Source organism: Brevibacillus sp. NRS-1366 (genome assembly GCF_050467985.1).
On the sequence record NZ_JBITPN010000043.1, the window covers coordinates 25,267 to 43,594 of the forward strand.

Below are 18,328 nucleotides of genomic sequence, written 5' to 3' on the forward strand. Positions count from 1 at the left end.
TTGGGAGGTGAGAAATTGTCAAATGAAAACGAAAATTTTAAAGTAGTCATCGCTTCAAAGGCTGATGAGGACACCATTGTTCTTACTTCACAAGAACAGTCGCAGCAATGGCTTGAGCAAGCATTTTCCAAATTTAATAATAACTATCACCAATACTCATCATATCTAACTGAATCATCATTGGGTAGAACACCTATATCGAATGACACAATTGACGACCTTGCAGATAACCCACAAGGGAACTTAGAAAAGGTAAAAAAGATAAACGCTTATGCTCGTTATTTTATCAATAAGGATGACTTAATTGGTAAAGTATATGAAACCATTGAGAGTAACATAAATACTGATATTAAACTATCTTATAGGGATTTTTCAGGTAATCGCAACAAGCAGAAGCAATTAGAAAAAGCTAAGGGAATTATTAACGATTTTAATAAACAAATTAATATAAGAAGTTTATTGAGGAAGTCAATACCTCTAGCTTATTCTGAAGGTAACTATCCAATGTACTTAAGAAAAAACAACGAAGGAAGTTATGTTGTAGATCATCATCCTTTAGGCGTAGTAGAAGTTAGTGATTATGAAATTGATGGTGAACCTTGCCTATTAATGAACATAAATGAGTTAAAGGGCAGATTACAAAAGATAAACAAGAAAACTAAAAAAGGTAAGAGCCTGTTCTTTAATGATACAGCAGAAGAAATTAAAAATACTTACCCACCTGAAGTGTACGAAGCCTATACCAGTAAGGAACCATACGCGAAACTTGATGTTAAGCACTCAGGCATACTAAGAGTGAACAACATGGGACGCAAGTATGGGGTAACACCAATCTTTCGGACTTTTGAGTCTTCCATGATGCTCAACACGTTCGAAAAAACAGACAGGGTAAATGCCAAGGCCAAAGGTAAGAAAATCATTTTTCAGAAGCTGCATAAAGAAATCTTAGGGGCAGACTTCTCCAAACAAGGCTTTGAGCAAATGGCGTATGCTCATGATTCTCTTATGAGGGCATGGAGAAATGAAACAGTTATGTATACGGGTGCTCCATATGTAGAAGATATCAAGTACATCGAGCCTAAAGTTGAGAACATTAATATCAACAATGTTAACTACTATAGAAGTAAAATTATGACTGCACTAGGAATTGGATTCTTAAATCAGGACTCAAAGCAGACCTTTACAGTTGCAAACATATCTATTCGAGAACTCATGAAAACAATCAATAAAATCTCTGAACAACTGGAAGATATTCTAGAGAAATGGTACAAAGTTGTTCTCCAAGAAAACAATATCCCAATTGAATTCTATCCAACGATTAAAGTTATTGACAGTGAGCAGCTAGAGAGCGAGATAAAGTTCAAACTGGCAGAAATTCTATTTAGTAAAATGAATGCGAGTTATTCTACTGTATTTAGTATTTTGGGTGTTGACTTGGAAGATGAGAAACAGAAACGGGCACAGGAAAATAATGAGGGACTGGATGAGGTATTTACGCCTAGATTAACCTCTTATACAAACTCAGGGAATTCACAAGGTAGGCCTGTTGATAACAACAATCCTGACAAACAGCTTCAAGACCAAGACAGGAGAGGTTCTGAATGAAGTCGCTAATTAATTGCCCTTGCTGCGGTGAGGAAATGTCACTCATCATTGAATCTGATCAAGTAAAGAGTATCACTGTTAATAGTTCTTTTGAAACTTCAGAATCCAATATTAAAGAATTGCTATTGGAACATAACATTGAATTTGGTTAGAAAGGTGGTGATATATTGAACAAAGAGATTATCAAAATTATTAGCACTCATAACTTAATCATTAGTGAATCAGACAATAACGATACCCTTGATGCCAAATTCATCATTTGTGATTTCTGCCCAAACAAAAATGATGTTATGTTAAATCGAGACACAATTGACACTTGGATTGATACTTTACAGATAAAGCCCTTAGTTGGAAAAGTCATTACAAAGAGCAATGGAACTCAAGATTTTTCTGGACACAATGTAAAGCTTGTAAAAAAAGTAGATGACGATGGCAATGAATATACAGATATTGAATTTGATACTTCAGCCTTTGGAAGTTTTTATTCCTCATCAATCGAGACGATGGATGAACATGAATACATAGTTGCAAGTGCGAAAATTTGGAAGAGATTCTCACAAGCACATGATGTAATCAAACGAAGAATTGACTCTAAAAAAGGGATAAAAACCTCATGGGAAATTCAAGTTATCGAGAGTCACTATGAGACTATAAACAACAAACAAATAAAGGTAATCGACAAAGGCGTGTTCATCGGACATGCTTTGCTTGGTGAGAATGTAGATCCTGCCTATGATTCCAGTGGGATTTTACAAGTTGCGTCTGTAGAAGAGGTTGATACAGAGCTGGCAGAAGCATTAGCAAATGATATTAAAAAAGCAGAAAGGGAGGATGAAGCAAAAATGCCAAAGAGTCAAACGGACACTTCAGCACTTACTACAAGAGATTTGCATCAAAAGGTATACGAAGCGCTGAACCCAAAAGGTTGGAACAGTAATCCGTACTATTCAGTATGGGAAATCTATCCTGAAGAACATAAGGTACTTGCTTATGATATTGATCGCACTTCTGAAGACGAGTATATGGTATTTACCTATTCCGTTAATGAAGATGTAATTTCAGTTGGTGAAGGCACTGTAACTAAACTGAGTAATATTTTAGCTGAAAAGAAGCTGGTTGATGATCAAGAGTTTTCTAAAATCCTCAGTGAAAAAGATGAGGCTCTTGTCTCTGCAAGTGAAAAAGTAAAAGATTTGCAGGCGCAAGTTGACGAATTAACCCCCTATAAAGAAAGGGTTGAATCTTTAGAGCAAGCCGAAAGAGACCAGAAGCATGCTGAAAAGATGGAAGATTTAAAAGAAATTGCTATGAAAGGTGGATTAATTTCAAAGCAAGAGCTTGATACATCTGAAGAGATCAAGTCAATGATTGAAGCACTTGATGAAAAAGGCATTAAAGCTGTAATTGCTGAACGTTTCATCAAGAGATTAGAAGAGAATTCACCAACAGTGGTGACTTCTGAAAAACAGAACAAGAATAATGTAAAGACTAACATTAATACTGATATGGATTTAATCGACTATAAAGTAGTAATGTCATCGTTTTTAAATAATAACTAAAATTATAGGAGGCATAAAAATATGCTTAGAAGTTTGCAAACCATTCCCCATAAAAATGCAGATGCCATGTTCAAGGCAGCAAGTGAAGTTACTCGTGGTCGACTCGTTCAGAAGAATCATGTAACGAAAACAGCAGTTCTACCTACATCTCAAGAGGGACTTTACTTCATTAATAAGGATAATTATCCTGTTGGCATTATGAGTGCAGAAGGTGAGTTATCTGATTACGATTCACGCCTTGAGAAGATTCAAGCAGGAGAATCTGTTGTACTTGAAACACCACTACATGGCGAGCGCTATGGGACTAGTGAATATGTACCAGATGGACTTGTTGAGGGTGATCATCTTGAGGTTGAAATCACTTCTGGCGTCAATCAAGGAAAACTTAAGAAAAGTACAGATGTAACTAAATTTAAGTATTGCGGAACCATTAATGACAATGGTCACACCCTTGCAGTAATTGAAGTACTTTAATCTCACACAAATGGAGGAAATAATACATGCTACATACTGAAATTTCTAGTCTCATGAATGAAAAGGGCAAGATTGCTGAATGGGCTTCCAAGGTTGAATATAAAAAGGTTTTGGATGCCGAAGAAAAAGAAATGTCGTCAGTGATTGATGCTTGGGCTAAAAATATTGGAGAGAAAGGCCATGATCCAAATTTAGAACTTTCCAGCTACATTGTAAAAGTTGTGACTCCTGAAATCTATGATGCTCCTGATGAACTGTTGGATTCAATGTTTGATCGTGGTAACATTGGCGAATTTGACGACTCTCAAGTTACAGAAACACCGAAAAATACACTGATTGCTTATGAGTCTGCGAAAGGTGGTAATGTAGATAAGTCATATGTTGACATTACTGTTACAAAGCCGAGATTTAAGCATCGACAAGTAGAAACAGCAGTATCATACGCAGATCTTCGTAGAAATGGCTATAAAACAATTGCTAACCTTACCGTTTTCAGTGAGGAAGCACTCAAGAATAAAATGTTCTTTGACGTTTTCAATGACGTGGATGTAGCTGCTGCTGGTGGAGAGCAATTGATTGTGGCAGGTGGGACTAATCCAACTCAAGTCGCAATGGATGCATTGGCTTTATATCTGATTGATCGTGGGGAGAATCCATTTAGCGTGTCCTTGAGCAAGTATGCTCAGGCGATTATGAATATGTCAGGTCGCACAAGTTTCATGAACGATGAAATGAAGGGTAAGTATAACCGTTATGGTCTCGCAGATTTCTATAATGGGGTTAGAATTGGTCACATTTCTGGAGCAAAACGTACAGGAGATAACCAGCAACTGCTTCCTGACAAGCGCATTTTTGGTATTGCAGGTAAAATTGGCACACTAGATATGCGGGGACAGATTCGAGTATATCAAACATTCGATAATAATCGTGAAAAAGTTGATCTGAAAATTACGGGCTTTGAGTATGGCGTTGCAATCACTAAATTAGACAAAATCGCTAAGATTGTAATGTCTTAATTGAACGGGGGCATGAAGATTTCATGCCCTAATCCAATCCTTGGGAGGAAATGTTAATGTCTATTACAGACAGTACAGTAATTAATATCTATAATGTGACAGATAATCAAGTGGCTATTTCAACTTATTTAAAACCGTCTGGAATTTTACTTGAGGCCACCAGAGATGACGTCCCTTACGCAATTCAGTTGACAGTTGCAGAGGTAAAAGGGATTAATACCCAATCAAATGTATTCAAAGAAGGGATCTTGCGCTTTGATACAGAGCTAGAAAAAGAAATCTATGAACTATTGGGAATACGCGATTGGGAAGAAATCCTATCTGATCAGCAAATCCGAGAGACTATTTTACGTCCATCTGTCGATGCACTGCAAAAAGTAATTAAGACAAATACACCATCTATGATTGAACGATTCAGGGGTATGCTTGTCATGCTTGAGAATTCAAGAATATATGACGTATCTCAGAAAGCGAAAGAAGTGATTTTGGCACGTTACTATGAGATCTATCAAAACACGCGTGTATCCAATATCATTTTGCAAGTACCACAGGAAAATAAAAGCATCGATGAAGATCAGCTTACTAAAATTAAAGAAGAACTGGCAGCAAAAATTCGTGAAGAGTTGATGGCAGAATTAAAAGCGCAAAAGGAATCTTCGAAAACCTCAAAAGGAAAAAATGTAGAACAGAGCCAAGAGAGTCAAGAGGTTAAAGAATAAGAAGGGAGAGCATGTTCTATGTCAACGGCATGGTCTTCTGTCTATGATGTATTCTTTCGAAAGATTGAAAAGGATGCAGATTTCTTCTCGTACAACAACATTGAACCTGATGAAGCAGTGGAAATAGCGAAATTAAGAGTTAAAGGGTATCTTCAGGAGGCTGTATCAAGATTAACAATGAATGGTACTCCAGACATTGACTTTACTGATTACGATGCGGATTTAGAAGTGTTCAATGTTGATTTAACCAACAACGAAATAGACCTATTGGCTAATATCATGAGAGAGAAGTATTTTGAGAAAGATCAATCAAAATTGAAGGCATTCCAAGTTCGCTTTTCACCAAAGGATCTAAATGTCTTTTCTCCTGCTAATGAAAGAAAGACTTTCATGGATATGTTTGATGTAATTACTAAAGAGAATGATCGATTAATAGCACAATACTGCTCAAGAGACAGAATTACTGGGAAACTAAAGCAGATTAATTATGCCCAGTATTCTTCTGAATAGGAGTGGACAATGGATATCTCCTATTTTCGAAAAATAAACAACATGTATAAGACTACTACGAAAAAAGAAGTAGAAGTCTATAACACAAAGAAAAGCATGTTATTGGATTTTGAAGACAATCCACTACCAATTTCTGTACAAATTGACGGACAAGATAGAGAAGTTTTCATTATGAGTTCGTCTAAGGAGAAAATGAAAAAGGTTCTTTCTAAGCCTGATGAACTTATCAATATGGGTAGCTTAATCGAATGGAATACTTCTTATTGGCTGGTTGTAGAAAAAGAGCCGAATGAGGAACTTCACTCTAATTGTAACATGAAGAAATGCGAGTCCTCTTTGAAATGGCTAAATTCTGAAGGTGAGATTAAAGAGGCTCCGTTTACTCGAAAGTTTAATTCGTCTGCATATCCACTTCAGGACGATAGATTTATGATACTGTCCAAAGAAAGACGTGTCATTTTAGTCCAGTCCAATAAAGACACAAAGCTAATTAAGAAAGACAGACGTTTCATTTTTGATGAGCGCTGCTGGAAGGTGATTGGCTATGATGGACTAGTTGAGGGACTACTTGAGTTAACACTTGAGGAAGATCAATTTCATGACACTCTTGATAACGTTGAATTACGGATTGCGGAGTATTATGGAAAAGTTGCTAACTACAAAGTTCATATTCTAAATGGTAGTAGTAGCAGTCTTTCCCTCGATGACAGTTTACAATTGACAATTCGTGTTACAAATAATGAGTCAACTGTTGATTCCCCCATCCTGCTCTTTTCGTCATCAAATGAATCAATTGCCACAGTTGACGTGAATGGATTAATCACCCCGATATCTGTTGGTGAAGTGGTTATCAATGTCGAGTGTAATGGTGCGATATCAAACATCACACTACAAGTAACCGAAAAAAGAGTCTATAACTACACACTTGATATCTTAGGCAGTTCAGAGATCAAGATAAATCAATCTCAAGAATATCAGGTCATTTTTTATAGCAATGGGACTCCAATACATGATAAGGCCACTTTTACATTAACATCGTTAGATGGCACCCCTACTACGCTTGCCTCAATTAAAACAACCACAGATAATTCCTGTGTAGTTACTGCTGGCAAAACAACTGGTAAGCTTCTTCTACATGCAGCAAATCAAAATGGATTTATAACGGGAAGTAAAGAAATTAAAATTAAATCACTAATATAGGAGTGTTGAATGTGGGTCAGGCAATCATCTCCTTGGATAAACTCTCTGTCGAGAGTTTCATTTCAAGTGGAACTAACAACAACTATCTAATTTTCAAACCACTCCCCTACTCTCGTCAAAATAGCAGTGGGATTGATGGTCACCTGCAATTCAATGGTATTACAGCTACAGAAATTGTTGATGCAGATCTTGACGTAGCACTAACAGGTTCGGATTATGCGTTTGCGGTTGGGACGGACAATAAGATTAAGCTCGCATTCAGTAAGACCCTTCATGCGACTAAGGCTGAGGCAATGAATGTGCTTAAGAATGTAGATGTCACTTATGAATTGGGGAACCTCAAGTTAGATGGAGATAACTACACACTTATTGCTCGTGATAGCACAGGTCAAGAAGTTCACGCTACTACTCCTGTGACACTAGATCAAGCAATGAAGATTGTCAATACTTTGGACATGAGTCGGGACACTAACTCAGATGGCTTTATTCGTTATGAATTAGTTCATAACTTTATTGTTAGTTAGCAGGTGGTTCAATGGCTAACTTTGAATTCCTAAGCGAAAATTTGAACAATGTCTTGTTAGAATTGATGGATTCTCAAGAGCTGTGTAAGTTATTGCAGTATCCTTCATATGACCCCTTATCAGAGCCAGATATTGAAGATACTTCTGAACTTTTATTTAATAAAATTCATCCCTATCCCAGAGTTCCAGATGTAATTGCTACAGCTACTAGCAATCTCAATGTAATTTTTGATTCTTTTACTCTTGGAGATGTAAACAATATCAAAGAAGGTCTGTTAAAGTTTACTATTCTTGTTCATAACGATCTTTGGAGAACGAATGGTGCCTTAAGGCCGTTTTTAATCATGTCTAAGATAGATAATATCTTTAATGAGAAAAGGATTGTTGGCCTTAAAAAATTGAAATTCGAAAGAGCGAATTTCATTTGGGCTAATGAGAATTTTTCTGGATATCAGGTTAGTTATAAAATGGTTAATGCAAATTAGGTGGCGCATGTGAAGTTAAATCATATCTTAGGATTACCACAGTATGTTGAAGGGGTTGGAGAGATTCATCCTGTCTTAATAAAGGAATATGATAGTTTCCAAGAGTGTTCTTATCCTCTTTACTACTCTAAAGCGCACTTTAAAGGCATGGATGAATATCCATTGTTGGATTTAATAGTGTTTGGAACTGGTGATAACAAAATTACCTCTAATCTGGAGAATCTCTTTTCATTAGTGCTTAGAAAACAGGTGTACTTTGATTCAACTGATACCCATTACGGGTTTGTTATAGAGGAAGACAAAGCTATTTCAAGTTCAAACTATGATCTAATTAGAACAGTCATTATGAAGCAAAACATCTTGTTTGAGCAAAAAGTATATGACAATCCATTAGTTCAGCAGTGGGCAGAAAAGGTCATGAAGGCTAAATCAAAGAACGCTGCAAAAATTGGTGCTGAGGAAATGCTTTCGACAGTTTCAGTTTTTAAAGGCGCCTCATATGACACTCTTGCTGAACAGACATATTACCAACTGTATGCTGACTTTCTTCGAATCAATAAATTCAAGGCTTATGACACTTCTATACAAACAGCTCTTACTGTAGGAAGTAAAGATGTAAAGATTGAGAATTTTGCTGAAGAGGTTAACATGTACAACAATCCATACGACGATCTATTTGTTAGCTCAGGTAAATTAAATGATCTAAATAATGCAATGAAATAGAAAAGTAGCCATAAATAGCTGCTTTTTTAATTTATAAAAATACAAAAGAAAAGGTGATTATATTATGGCTTTCGTAGCAGACGTTTTTGATGCTATTTTAATTGATGTAGATACAGGAGACACAATCGCAACAACTACCCTCCAATCAGGTAATCTTGAAGTTTCTGTTTCTGAAAATGAAATTCGTGGTGGTAAGGGTAATGCTCTATTGGGATTATTGCACGTTTCTCGAGACATTAATGTGTCATTGACAGATGCAGAATTTAAGTTTGAGTGGATGGCTAAACAACTTGGTCAAACTGTAATTACTGGAGCTGGAACTGCTTATGCTATGCCTGAATGGTATACAGTCATGGACAATGCTGGCGCAAAGGAAATTACACTGAAAGAGGAGCCAACAAGCATTGATAGTGTTGTTCTCTTTGACAAGAATGGCGTAAAACTTACTAAAACAACTGATTTCACATTGGACGAGAAAGTAATTACCATTACGAAAACTGGAGTCAATGCTTCTGATAAAGTGGAAGTCCGTACCTTTACATATGCAACTGCTGCAACCACTCAGACAATCAATATCGATAGTTCTGTTTTTGCTAAAGGGGTTAAATTGATCCTTGAAACAATTGAGATTTCAGGGGATGAAAAACCACTTAATAAGATCCAATATCAGTTCCCTTCTGCTGTACCTGCTGGCAACTTCTCTATTCAGACATCCTCTGAAAGAAGCGCACAGGCCCAACAGTTCGATCTCAAAATTCTTAAGCCATCTGACAGCACTATCGTTGGTCAAATCGTTCGAATTCCAATTGCAGCCTAAAAAGGATAAGTATGTGGGTAGGGGATCAAACCTCTACCCATTTCTTTAACAATCAAATAAAATTCTGGGAGGAATTATATAATGTCAAATGTAAAAAATCTTTCTCTTTCTCACCTGAAGAAACAAGATGCTGAAAAATACAAAGAAAAGAAGCAAGTAGTATTTCATGATGGGACTAAAGTAGATGTAGACATGGCATTTCGACCATCTGTACAAAATGATTTGAATACCGAGCTGTTGAAACTGTTTCAAGACGTAATCAAGAAAAAAGAAAAGGCAGATGGTGGTGAAATTACTGCTGTTGCTCTTTGCTTGATTATTAAGTACTTTACCTCAATTGAAATCAAGGGCGCTAAAACATTTAATGATTACATTGAGATGTACAACATTATTGAGGATAACGAGTATTTACAACCCATTGTGCAAGCCTTCGAACCAAGCGAACTACAAAAATCGATGGATAGCATTAACAATATTATTGGTCGATGGACAAAAGACATGGAAAGAGTAATTGAGGAAGTTAAGTTTAAACGATCATTGGAGGAGAATCCTTCTGATGGTAACATTCAAGAACTTGAATGATCTAGCTAAGTATGTAAATACTCAGTCGAAACAATCCTTGAAAGACGAAATTGCCCCACTTGTTAAATCCAAAATGCAGTCTCATGTAGAATCTGATGTGTACTCCGTATACGTACCATCAATTTATGAGAGAACTGGTGGATTAAAAAGGGACATTGATATAAGAGAAACATCGAATGGTGTTTCAGTTGTACCTACAAGAACTGATGAGGTTACAGGAAACTACATACCACACACAGTGGAGACAGGACAGGGATATTTGTATTCAGGTTATGGGTTAGGCTATGAAAGACCAAGGCCATTCGTTGAGAATACGGTAAAGGAATTACAGAGTACAGGTGAACATGTAAATAAGCTGAGGCAAAGCCTACAAGCTAAGGGCTTGAGTGTGAAGTAGGAGCATAGGATCATGTGCTTAACAGTGCCAATAGAATATCCAACTGTCTGTTGGCAGTTTTTAGAGCATGATTCTATGTTTAGATTCATCTGTTTATATATTGAGTGGAATATTGAGTAAATTTTGTTGTATAATTGTGGTAAAACTGGTGCGAGGTACTTCATATGATTAGACAATTTGCACTTATACTTATTTGCTGTTTAATACTTCTTGTGGGATGTAGTAGTGAGTCTACAATTCGTAAGGAATTATACGATGATTCTTTGAAGTACTATAATTTAATGAATGAACGTGTTGTTGCTATAGAAACTTATACAGAAGAAGATAAGAAGAATTTGAAAGCGTATGATGATAAATATACAGCTATACTGAACGATCTAAACAAAGAAGAAAGAGCTTTATATGCAACTATTGGTGGAATGGCTATGTCCCTTGATTTGATTAATGAGACATATTCGATTCTTGGTAAGGAAGGTATTAAAGAGACAGTAGAGGATTTTGTAAGAGATAAACTTGAAGCTGGAAAGATCTTAGGAGTAGAGTAGTAGATCAATTTAATATATTTCTGTTAACCACTCAATTATTGGGTGGTTTTTTCTATTTAGAAGGAAGTGATAACATGTCAAATGGGCAACATAATCTTTCTATTGAACTTACTGGTCAATTAAATGTTGGTCGCACAATTTCAAACCTTAACACTCAAACCAAGGCATTGGAAAAGTCTGCACAACTTAAAACACTTAACTTGAATGCGAAAATTGACCCTAAAGTTCTCAACGAGTTACAGTCTCAGATTAAGCAGATGCAATCATTGCTTGGAACTAATAAGATTAGGATTTTTGATGAAAAGGAAATCGCAAAGTTTAATCAAGGAACTCAAAAAGTATTCCATACTGTTCAAGATGCTGTAAAAGAGTATCAGAAATTTGGTCAGGTTAAAGTTGATAAGAATTTTAATCCACTCACAGGAAAGCTAAGGGATTTTACTTTAGAAGTTAAAAAGGCTGATGGGATAGTTGAGAAATTAAAGTTCGATTTAATCCATGTAGCAGAAGGTGCAAAATTAAATAATCTTTTTCAACTGAATAATATAAAAACGACTGATACAACCAACAAAGTATTAGCTCAAATAAGACAGCAAAAAGAAGAGTTACGTACCTTAGCCAGAGAGCTAGCACAAGTTGGAGCACTTTCAAAAAGTCAACTCGGTGACTTAGGAAAAGCGATCAATCTAAGTTCAACAGTTAAAGATATTGAAAATGCGAAGCAAAAATATCAGCAATTGCTAAACACTCAAAAAGAAACACTCAAGGTAACTAGTGCCCAACAAAAGGTGAATAGCGATCAGCAAAAAGCGAGACAGCAAGAAGTTGCAAATAATGCAGTACTCGAAAGACGTCTTGCGACATACAAAGAAATAGCTAAAATGAAATTGCAAGATTTAAGAAGTACATATGGATATAAAGTCGATCAATCTGCAACGCAAAGTTGGCTAAACAATGTAAATCAGTTAAATACATCGATGCCAAATCTAAAGCAGAAAATGCAAGATTTAAACACCTCTTTTAGGCAGATATCATCCAATGCTAAAGAAGCTAGCAAAGAAGGTGCTTCATTTGGGCAGGCATTTGGTAATGCGCTGCCAAAATTCGGTTTGTGGATGGCTGCAAGTAGTGTATTTTATGGATTTTTTAACGTTCTTCAAAACGGAATTAGTCATGTAAATGAGCTAAATAAATCCATGACGGATTTATCAATTGTCTACATGAAGAGTCAGAGTGAAGTTGCAGGCTATGGTAAAGAAATGCAAAAAATTGGTGTTGAGATGTCTATCACCACCAATGAACTTGCTAAGGGTGCAGCTGAACTTGCAAGACAGGGCCTCTCTCAAGGTGAAGTATTTGCACGTATGCGTACAATTACAGAGTACGCCAAGATTTCTAATCTCTCCTTCAATGAGTCGGTTGAAATCATGACTGCCTCCATCAACAGCATGGGCGTTACTGCTGAGCGTGCTGCTGATGTGTTTAGTTACATGGGCGATGCAACTGCTACTGGCGCTGATGAAATTGGTAAAGCGATGCAACGTGTAGGTGGTACTGCTGGAGCAATTGGCATTGAATTCGAAAAGGTTTCTAGTTGGATTGCCGTTGTGTCTTCGCGAACTAGGGAATCAGCGTACACGATTGGTAACAGTATTAAATCGATCATTGCTCGTGTTCAGTCTCTTAAGGAAAACGGCTTTGATTCTGAAGATGGAACCAAAGTTAATCAAGTAGCAAAAGCACTTGCTGAAGTAGGTATTCAACTTGTAGACTCAGAAGGTAATTTTAGAAACTTTGGCACTGTGATGGATGAACTTGGTGGCAAATGGGATACGCTGTCTAATCGACAAAAGGCCTATGTCGCAACTACAGTTGCTGGTTCTTATCAGCAAGCTCGATTCCTCAATTTAATGGAGGGTTATGGTGAAACTGTTGAACTGTATAAAGAGTCATTAGATTCAGCAGGAATTGCCCATGAGAAATTTGAACTTTATCAAGAAGGTACTGCTGCAAAAGTAGATAAACTAAAAGCCAGTGTCGAAGGTCTATACCAGACCTTCCTTGAGTCTAGTGCCATTAACGGAGCCGTTACTTTATTAACTAATTTATCTGAGGCTATGAATAGGGCAACAGATGATTCAAACTCTTTATCCTCGGCAATCTTCAGTGCATTTTCTACTCTTCCATATGTTCAAAGTTCTAAAATGGGCATTGATTTCCTCAAAGATTTTGGTGACGAGGCAGCGTTTGAGAAACGTATACAAAATCAAGCAGATACTATTCTAAAGACGTATTCAACCAATCTTGAGGAGTTAGAAAAGTTATCTGAAAGATATAAGGAATTAAGTAAAAATAAAGATAATCTGAATGTAAATCAAGAAAAAGAGTATCTTGATGTTCAAACAAAGCTTGCCAAGCTTGTTCCCATTCTCATCGATTCCTATGATCAAAAAGGGCAGGTTGTCTTAAAGTCCAGTGATGCTCTGGAAGAAGAACTTAAACTTGCTAAAGAGATTTATGAAACTGAAAAAGAGCGTAGAGCACAAAATGCATCTGATGATTATGCACAAAAGCTACAGAAAATAGCTGAACAGCAAACGAGAATTAACGAGCTAAAGCAACAAGTCAAAGACTCGAAAAAAAATGGAGATTTAGAACTTAAGTTAAAACTTGACTTTCAAGTTGGAGAAGCTCAAACAGAGTTAAATAAACTCAAGAGTGAATTAGGTTCAAATGTAAAAGACCTTCAAAATATTCAACGTGAAGTTTCAGGAATCAAACTGGGTGATGAATACAAGAAAATCGTTGATGATGTAATTTCATCAATTGACTTCTCAGGAATGAACTTTGCTGAACAGCAAGCGAAGTTTGATCAGCTCAATACCTATATCAAAACTCTCCAAAACTTCAATGAGGATAAGAGCATAGGGTCGGAAGAAAAAGCAAAAGCGTTTAAATCCATTGAAACAGGTATTAAACAATTACTTGCTGAGTTTGGTAGAACACCAGAAGAGACCCAGAAATTCATTAATGCGCTACATCAAATAGATGCTGCGACAAATAAAGCAGTCAATCCACTTGCTGAGCTAACTAGTGCACAAGCAGGCTTACAGAAATCATTTGAGGAAACTGCCAAGCAGGTCGAGCCATTAAACGTTCTACTTCAAGAAGTTGCAGAAGGTAAATCATTATCTGCAAGTGAAGCATACGAATTAATTCAAAAAGAAGCAGAGCTAGCTAAAGCAATTTCCGTTGAAAATGGCGTAGTAAAGATCAACACAGACCTTGTAAGAAAACTTAGAGATGAGAAAATAGCAGCTCATGAAAAAGGACTGCAATTGCAACAACAGGAATTACAGAACATGCAGTCAGCATTAATTTCTAAGTTAACAATGTATGGGGTTGAAATTAAACAACTTGATGACCTAAATACTGCTAGACAAAAGTTAGCAACTGGTCTTCAAAACGCTAAATCGTATGGTGAAGCTGTAGCTCTTGGTTCGGCAATTGGACAAGTTAATGACTTACAAAGTGCGCTTGATGAGAATAAAAGAAATATTGAATTTGCCAAAGCTGCCTTAAAAGATGTTGGCGTAAAGTCCAAAAGCGGTTCAAAAACCAAGTCTGAATACACACCTATCACTGAAGAGGCCAAGAAATTAATTCAGGCAGAAAATGAACTAGCACGTATTCGACAAGAGCAATCAAAGTGGACTGAAAACTCTGTTCAATATCGTCAAAGTTTGGCTGATGAGCGTAAAGAGCTTGAGAAGATTATTACACTTAAACAACAAGAATTAGCAACTGTAGAAAAGACACAGCGTATTGGTGGAAAGTCTAATAAGGTTGGTGGATCTACAAAGGATTCTGATGAATCGTTCAAGAGAGCCGAAGACCTTAGAAAAGAAATTGCCAATTTAAAAGGCGACTTGGAAGAAGTGTTTTCCAAAAGTGAAAAGTCAACTATTGCTGGATTTGCAAAAGACCTGCAAGAAATTGATAATGCTCTTGAAGAGAATAAAGATACACTTGAAAGTTTGAACTCGGCTTCTAAAGAATATAGAGATGGATTAGAAACAGATATCTCGCTAAATGAAGCTAAGAAGTTTACTATTCAAGAACAAATTGCATACCATGAAGATCTTGTTAAACAATATGGTCTAAACTCATCAAAGGGCAGAGAATACAACAATGCTCTTCAACAGATGAAGGATGCACTTAGAGGCGTTAATAAAGAACTTAGTGATAAGAAACTCGCTAAGTTTAATTCACAAATCGAAGAACAGCAAAATAAGATTGAGTTTCTTAATGATGAACTTCAAAGATCTAAAGACCGCATGGATTCTATGGCTGAAGGAAGTAAAGCTTGGGAAGGTGAGTTGTCAAATCAAAATGGAATTCTAAGGGAACAAATGGCAATCAATGAAGCTATGATTAGCCAAACTAAACAAAAGATGGCTAGTCTCCCGAAAGAATCCAAGGACTATAAAGACCTTTCCAATCAACTCCGTAATCTTCAAGCAGCTCAAATTGGCTACAACAATGCACTTAGAGAAAATCAAGCTCTGCGGGTGCAACGAATTAATGAACAATGGGACAAAGATGTTGCGAAAGAAGTTAAAAGGGCACAGGAGTTAAGAGATGAAATTCTTGACTCTTTAAAGAAGCTAGTTAACACAAAGGATATAGAGTTTGACTCTACTTCCATAAAAACCAAAATTACATCTGCGTTAAATAATTTAAAGAATCTTAATGGCGAGTTTGTAATTGACCCTAAGATTAAGTCAATTGACTCCTTTGAGGAACTTGAGAAGTTAATAAATAAGTACACAAAGAATCTTGAGACTGTTAATAAGGAAACTGAAGACCTCTTTAAACAAGGTGGCACTAAAAGTGATCTAGCTAATGCCATTCGAGATGAAGCTAAGTATGCATCCACTATCAAAAAAGACATCAAGGAAACAAATAAACTCCTTGAACAAAAGAGGCTACAATATGACCAAATTGAAAAGTCTCTTGAACATCAGATTTCTCTAATTGAGAAGCAAAGAGATAAAATTATTTCTAATCTCCAAAACTCACTGGATGTCCCTATTGAGATCGATTGGGAGAAAATCAAAGATGATCTTGTTGACCTTGGTCAATCAGGGAAAATCGTTATTGATGATATTGTTCTTGATTTAGACAATGCTACCGTAGTTGGCGATGTTTCTAGTGATGTAGGCGATATTACTCAAGATATCGTGACTGACTATAAGAACATCGCTGAATTGAACAAAAAAATTGAAGAGCAGAACACTATCTTTGAAAAACAAGAAGAAATCAGAGCGAAAATCTCTGATCTTGAGACAAAAGGTAAGACTGATACAAAAGAATACATCAAGCTGAAAAAAGAGCTTGAGACTCTGGATAAGGCTGCTCTTGAAGCAAGAAAAAAAATACAAGAATCCATTGAAAAAGAAGTTGAAATGCTTAAGGATCTTCGCGATGAAGAAAAGAAAATCAAAGAAGAAATCCAAGAGCGTGAAACTGTCTATAAACGTCAAGAGGAACTTCTTAAGGGACAAATTGATCAAGTAAAGAAACAAATTGAAACGACAAAGAATCTTTATGATGATCAGATTAAAGCACAAAAACACAAACTTGATCTGTTAGATGAGCAGATTGAACGGGAAGATCGTCTAATCCAACGTACTAAGCTTCTTCAGGAACTTGAAAATGTTCGCAATGACAAACGCCATGAAATCATTAATAAAGATGGTCAAGTTGAACTCACCTACGATAAAGGTAAAGTTGCTGAACTTGAGCAACAACTTGCTGATTTCGATAAAGAGACTCAGCGCAATGATGAGCGTAAACAAATTGAAGATGAGATTAAACGACTTGAAGAATTAAGAGATAAACAGATTACTCAACTGGAATCTACTATTGAGGTTCTAGAGTCTGATTTGGGAAGGCTAAAGGAAACTCATGATAGGGAAATTGCTCAACTTAATTTCTATCTCAATCAGAACAAGGTTCTTCAAGACAAGTTGCTGAGCAACATCAACAAACATATCTCCGATCTTGAGAAATCGTTTAATAAAGAAATTCAATTCCAAAACTCTCGTCTTGAGCAGTTAAAAGCGATCCATGAAGCAGAAATACAGGCATATGAAGCTTATATATCTGGTCTTGAAGTGCAACTTGATAGACTCAATGATGATATTGGAGAGAAGATCGATAAATTAGCTAAACGACTAGATGAAAATATTGAGCATTTTGCTGAGAGTGCATGGGATCTAGGTCTTTTAGCAAGAGATATTAAGAAATTAGCTGAGCAGGTTTCAAATATTGATATCTCTTCCCCATCTAAAGGTTCTGGTAGGCTGAGAGAGAAGCATGTAGGTGGCATTGTTGGAGAAAAGACACCATCCAAGGCTACTCAGTTAGCAAACAAGATATTCAATGCTAAGCCCAATGAAACGGTTATCAAGTCATTAATTGGAGAATTGCAAATCCCGCCTAAGAATATAGCTCAAAATTTTATTCCTGCAATGCAGAATTTTGCTAATCAAGTGTCAAGTATGGTTAGTGGTAGAAATACAACGCCTGCTGTTGTGAGTCAAGATACGCATTATAACTTTGGCGATGTAACAGTCAAAGCAGACAATCCAATGCAGCTATTCAGAGGCTTAGACAATATCATTAATGCAAGGAAAAAATAAACCAGAGATTGATTTCTCTGGTTTATTTGGAGGTGAACACAATACTTCAAAAACCCTACAATCTTATTCCTACTGGTGGCGTAGCAGTTGATGCGAAAGAAAATAATGTTATTTCTTGGTCTGTTTCAGGTGATATTCAAACCGCATTTGAAATTAAAATATACGACAATACAAATAACACCCTATCTTGGTCACTCCCTAAAACATCAAGCTACTCCTTAAAATATAGCCTCCCCTCTTCTACGCTTACAAATGGAAAAGAGTATAAATGGCAAGTCATTATTTATAACGAGGCTAATAAATCAATTGCAAGTGACTTCCACGTTTTTCAGACATCATCTAGGCCAACAATAACGGTTAATCAAATACCTACAGTGGCAGCCCCTTCATATATGTTTACAGCAAATTATTCGCAAAAGGAAGGAATTCTAATCCGATCATGGCAAGCATTGCTGTATGATGAAG

The 18,328-nt window shown here is 36.4% G+C and carries 16 protein-coding genes and 1 pseudogene; all 17 read left to right on the forward strand.

Annotated elements, in window-relative coordinates:
* Positions 1–15: 15 nt before the first annotated feature.
* Positions 16–1,605: a hypothetical protein gene (locus ACIFQN_RS27520; RefSeq protein WP_429836236.1), complete on the forward strand. Its 1,590-nt coding sequence runs from the start codon at positions 16–18 to the stop codon at positions 1,603–1,605.
* Positions 1,602–1,757: a hypothetical protein gene (locus ACIFQN_RS27525; RefSeq protein WP_429836237.1), complete on the forward strand. Its 156-nt coding sequence runs from the start codon at positions 1,602–1,604 to the stop codon at positions 1,755–1,757. Before ACIFQN_RS27520 ends, ACIFQN_RS27525 begins: the two co-directional genes overlap by 4 nt.
* A gap of 15 nt (positions 1,758–1,772) precedes the next feature.
* Complete coding sequence (locus ACIFQN_RS27530) at positions 1,773–3,164, forward strand: hypothetical protein (protein WP_429836238.1); 1,392 nt, start codon at positions 1,773–1,775, stop codon at positions 3,162–3,164.
* 21 nt (positions 3,165–3,185) lie between these two features.
* Positions 3,186–3,638: a hypothetical protein gene (locus ACIFQN_RS27535; RefSeq protein WP_429836239.1), complete on the forward strand. Its 453-nt coding sequence runs from the start codon at positions 3,186–3,188 to the stop codon at positions 3,636–3,638.
* A 26-nt stretch (positions 3,639–3,664) separates the two neighbouring features.
* Positions 3,665–4,654: a hypothetical protein gene (locus ACIFQN_RS27540; RefSeq protein WP_429836240.1), complete on the forward strand. Its 990-nt coding sequence runs from the start codon at positions 3,665–3,667 to the stop codon at positions 4,652–4,654.
* A 56-nt stretch (positions 4,655–4,710) separates the two neighbouring features.
* Positions 4,711–5,373, forward strand: coding sequence for a hypothetical protein (locus tag ACIFQN_RS27545; protein WP_429836241.1), 663 nt, complete (start codon positions 4,711–4,713; stop codon positions 5,371–5,373).
* Positions 5,374–5,391: 18 nt separating this feature from the next.
* Positions 5,392–5,883, forward strand: a complete 492-nt coding sequence (locus ACIFQN_RS27550; RefSeq protein ID WP_429836242.1) for a hypothetical protein — start codon at positions 5,392–5,394, stop codon at positions 5,881–5,883.
* 9 nt (positions 5,884–5,892) lie between these two features.
* Entirely contained in the window at positions 5,893–7,083 is a 1,191-nt protein-coding gene (locus tag ACIFQN_RS27555) for an Ig-like domain-containing protein (RefSeq protein WP_429836243.1), read from the forward strand.
* 11 nt (positions 7,084–7,094) lie between these two features.
* Complete coding sequence (locus ACIFQN_RS27560; protein ID WP_429836244.1) at positions 7,095–7,607, forward strand: hypothetical protein; 513 nt, start codon at positions 7,095–7,097, stop codon at positions 7,605–7,607.
* A gap of 11 nt (positions 7,608–7,618) precedes the next feature.
* Entirely contained in the window at positions 7,619–8,092 is a 474-nt protein-coding gene (locus tag ACIFQN_RS27565; RefSeq protein WP_429836245.1) for a hypothetical protein, read from the forward strand.
* 9 nt (positions 8,093–8,101) lie between these two features.
* A complete protein-coding gene (locus ACIFQN_RS27570) occupies positions 8,102–8,815 on the forward strand; it encodes a hypothetical protein (protein ID WP_429836246.1) in 714 nt (237 codons plus the stop codon).
* Between the two features lie 64 nt (positions 8,816–8,879).
* Positions 8,880–9,632 (forward strand): hypothetical protein, encoded by a 753-nt coding sequence (locus tag ACIFQN_RS27575; protein ID WP_429836247.1) that lies wholly within the window; start codon positions 8,880–8,882, stop codon positions 9,630–9,632.
* 81 nt (positions 9,633–9,713) lie between these two features.
* Positions 9,714–10,214: a hypothetical protein gene (locus tag ACIFQN_RS27580; RefSeq protein WP_429836248.1), complete on the forward strand. Its 501-nt coding sequence runs from the start codon at positions 9,714–9,716 to the stop codon at positions 10,212–10,214.
* Positions 10,189–10,611, forward strand: a complete 423-nt coding sequence (locus ACIFQN_RS27585) for a hypothetical protein (RefSeq protein ID WP_429836249.1) — start codon at positions 10,189–10,191, stop codon at positions 10,609–10,611. The genes ACIFQN_RS27580 and ACIFQN_RS27585 overlap by 26 nt, the downstream gene beginning before the upstream one ends.
* A 164-nt stretch (positions 10,612–10,775) precedes the next feature.
* Positions 10,776–11,156 (forward strand): hypothetical protein, encoded by a 381-nt coding sequence (locus ACIFQN_RS27590; protein WP_429836250.1) that lies wholly within the window; start codon positions 10,776–10,778, stop codon positions 11,154–11,156.
* A gap of 74 nt (positions 11,157–11,230) precedes the next feature.
* Complete coding sequence (locus ACIFQN_RS27595; protein ID WP_429836251.1) at positions 11,231–17,863, forward strand: phage tail tape measure protein; 6,633 nt, start codon at positions 11,231–11,233, stop codon at positions 17,861–17,863.
* Between the two features lie 32 nt (positions 17,864–17,895).
* Positions 17,896–18,328, forward strand: a pseudogene (locus ACIFQN_RS27600) (hypothetical protein); the annotation flags it as partial.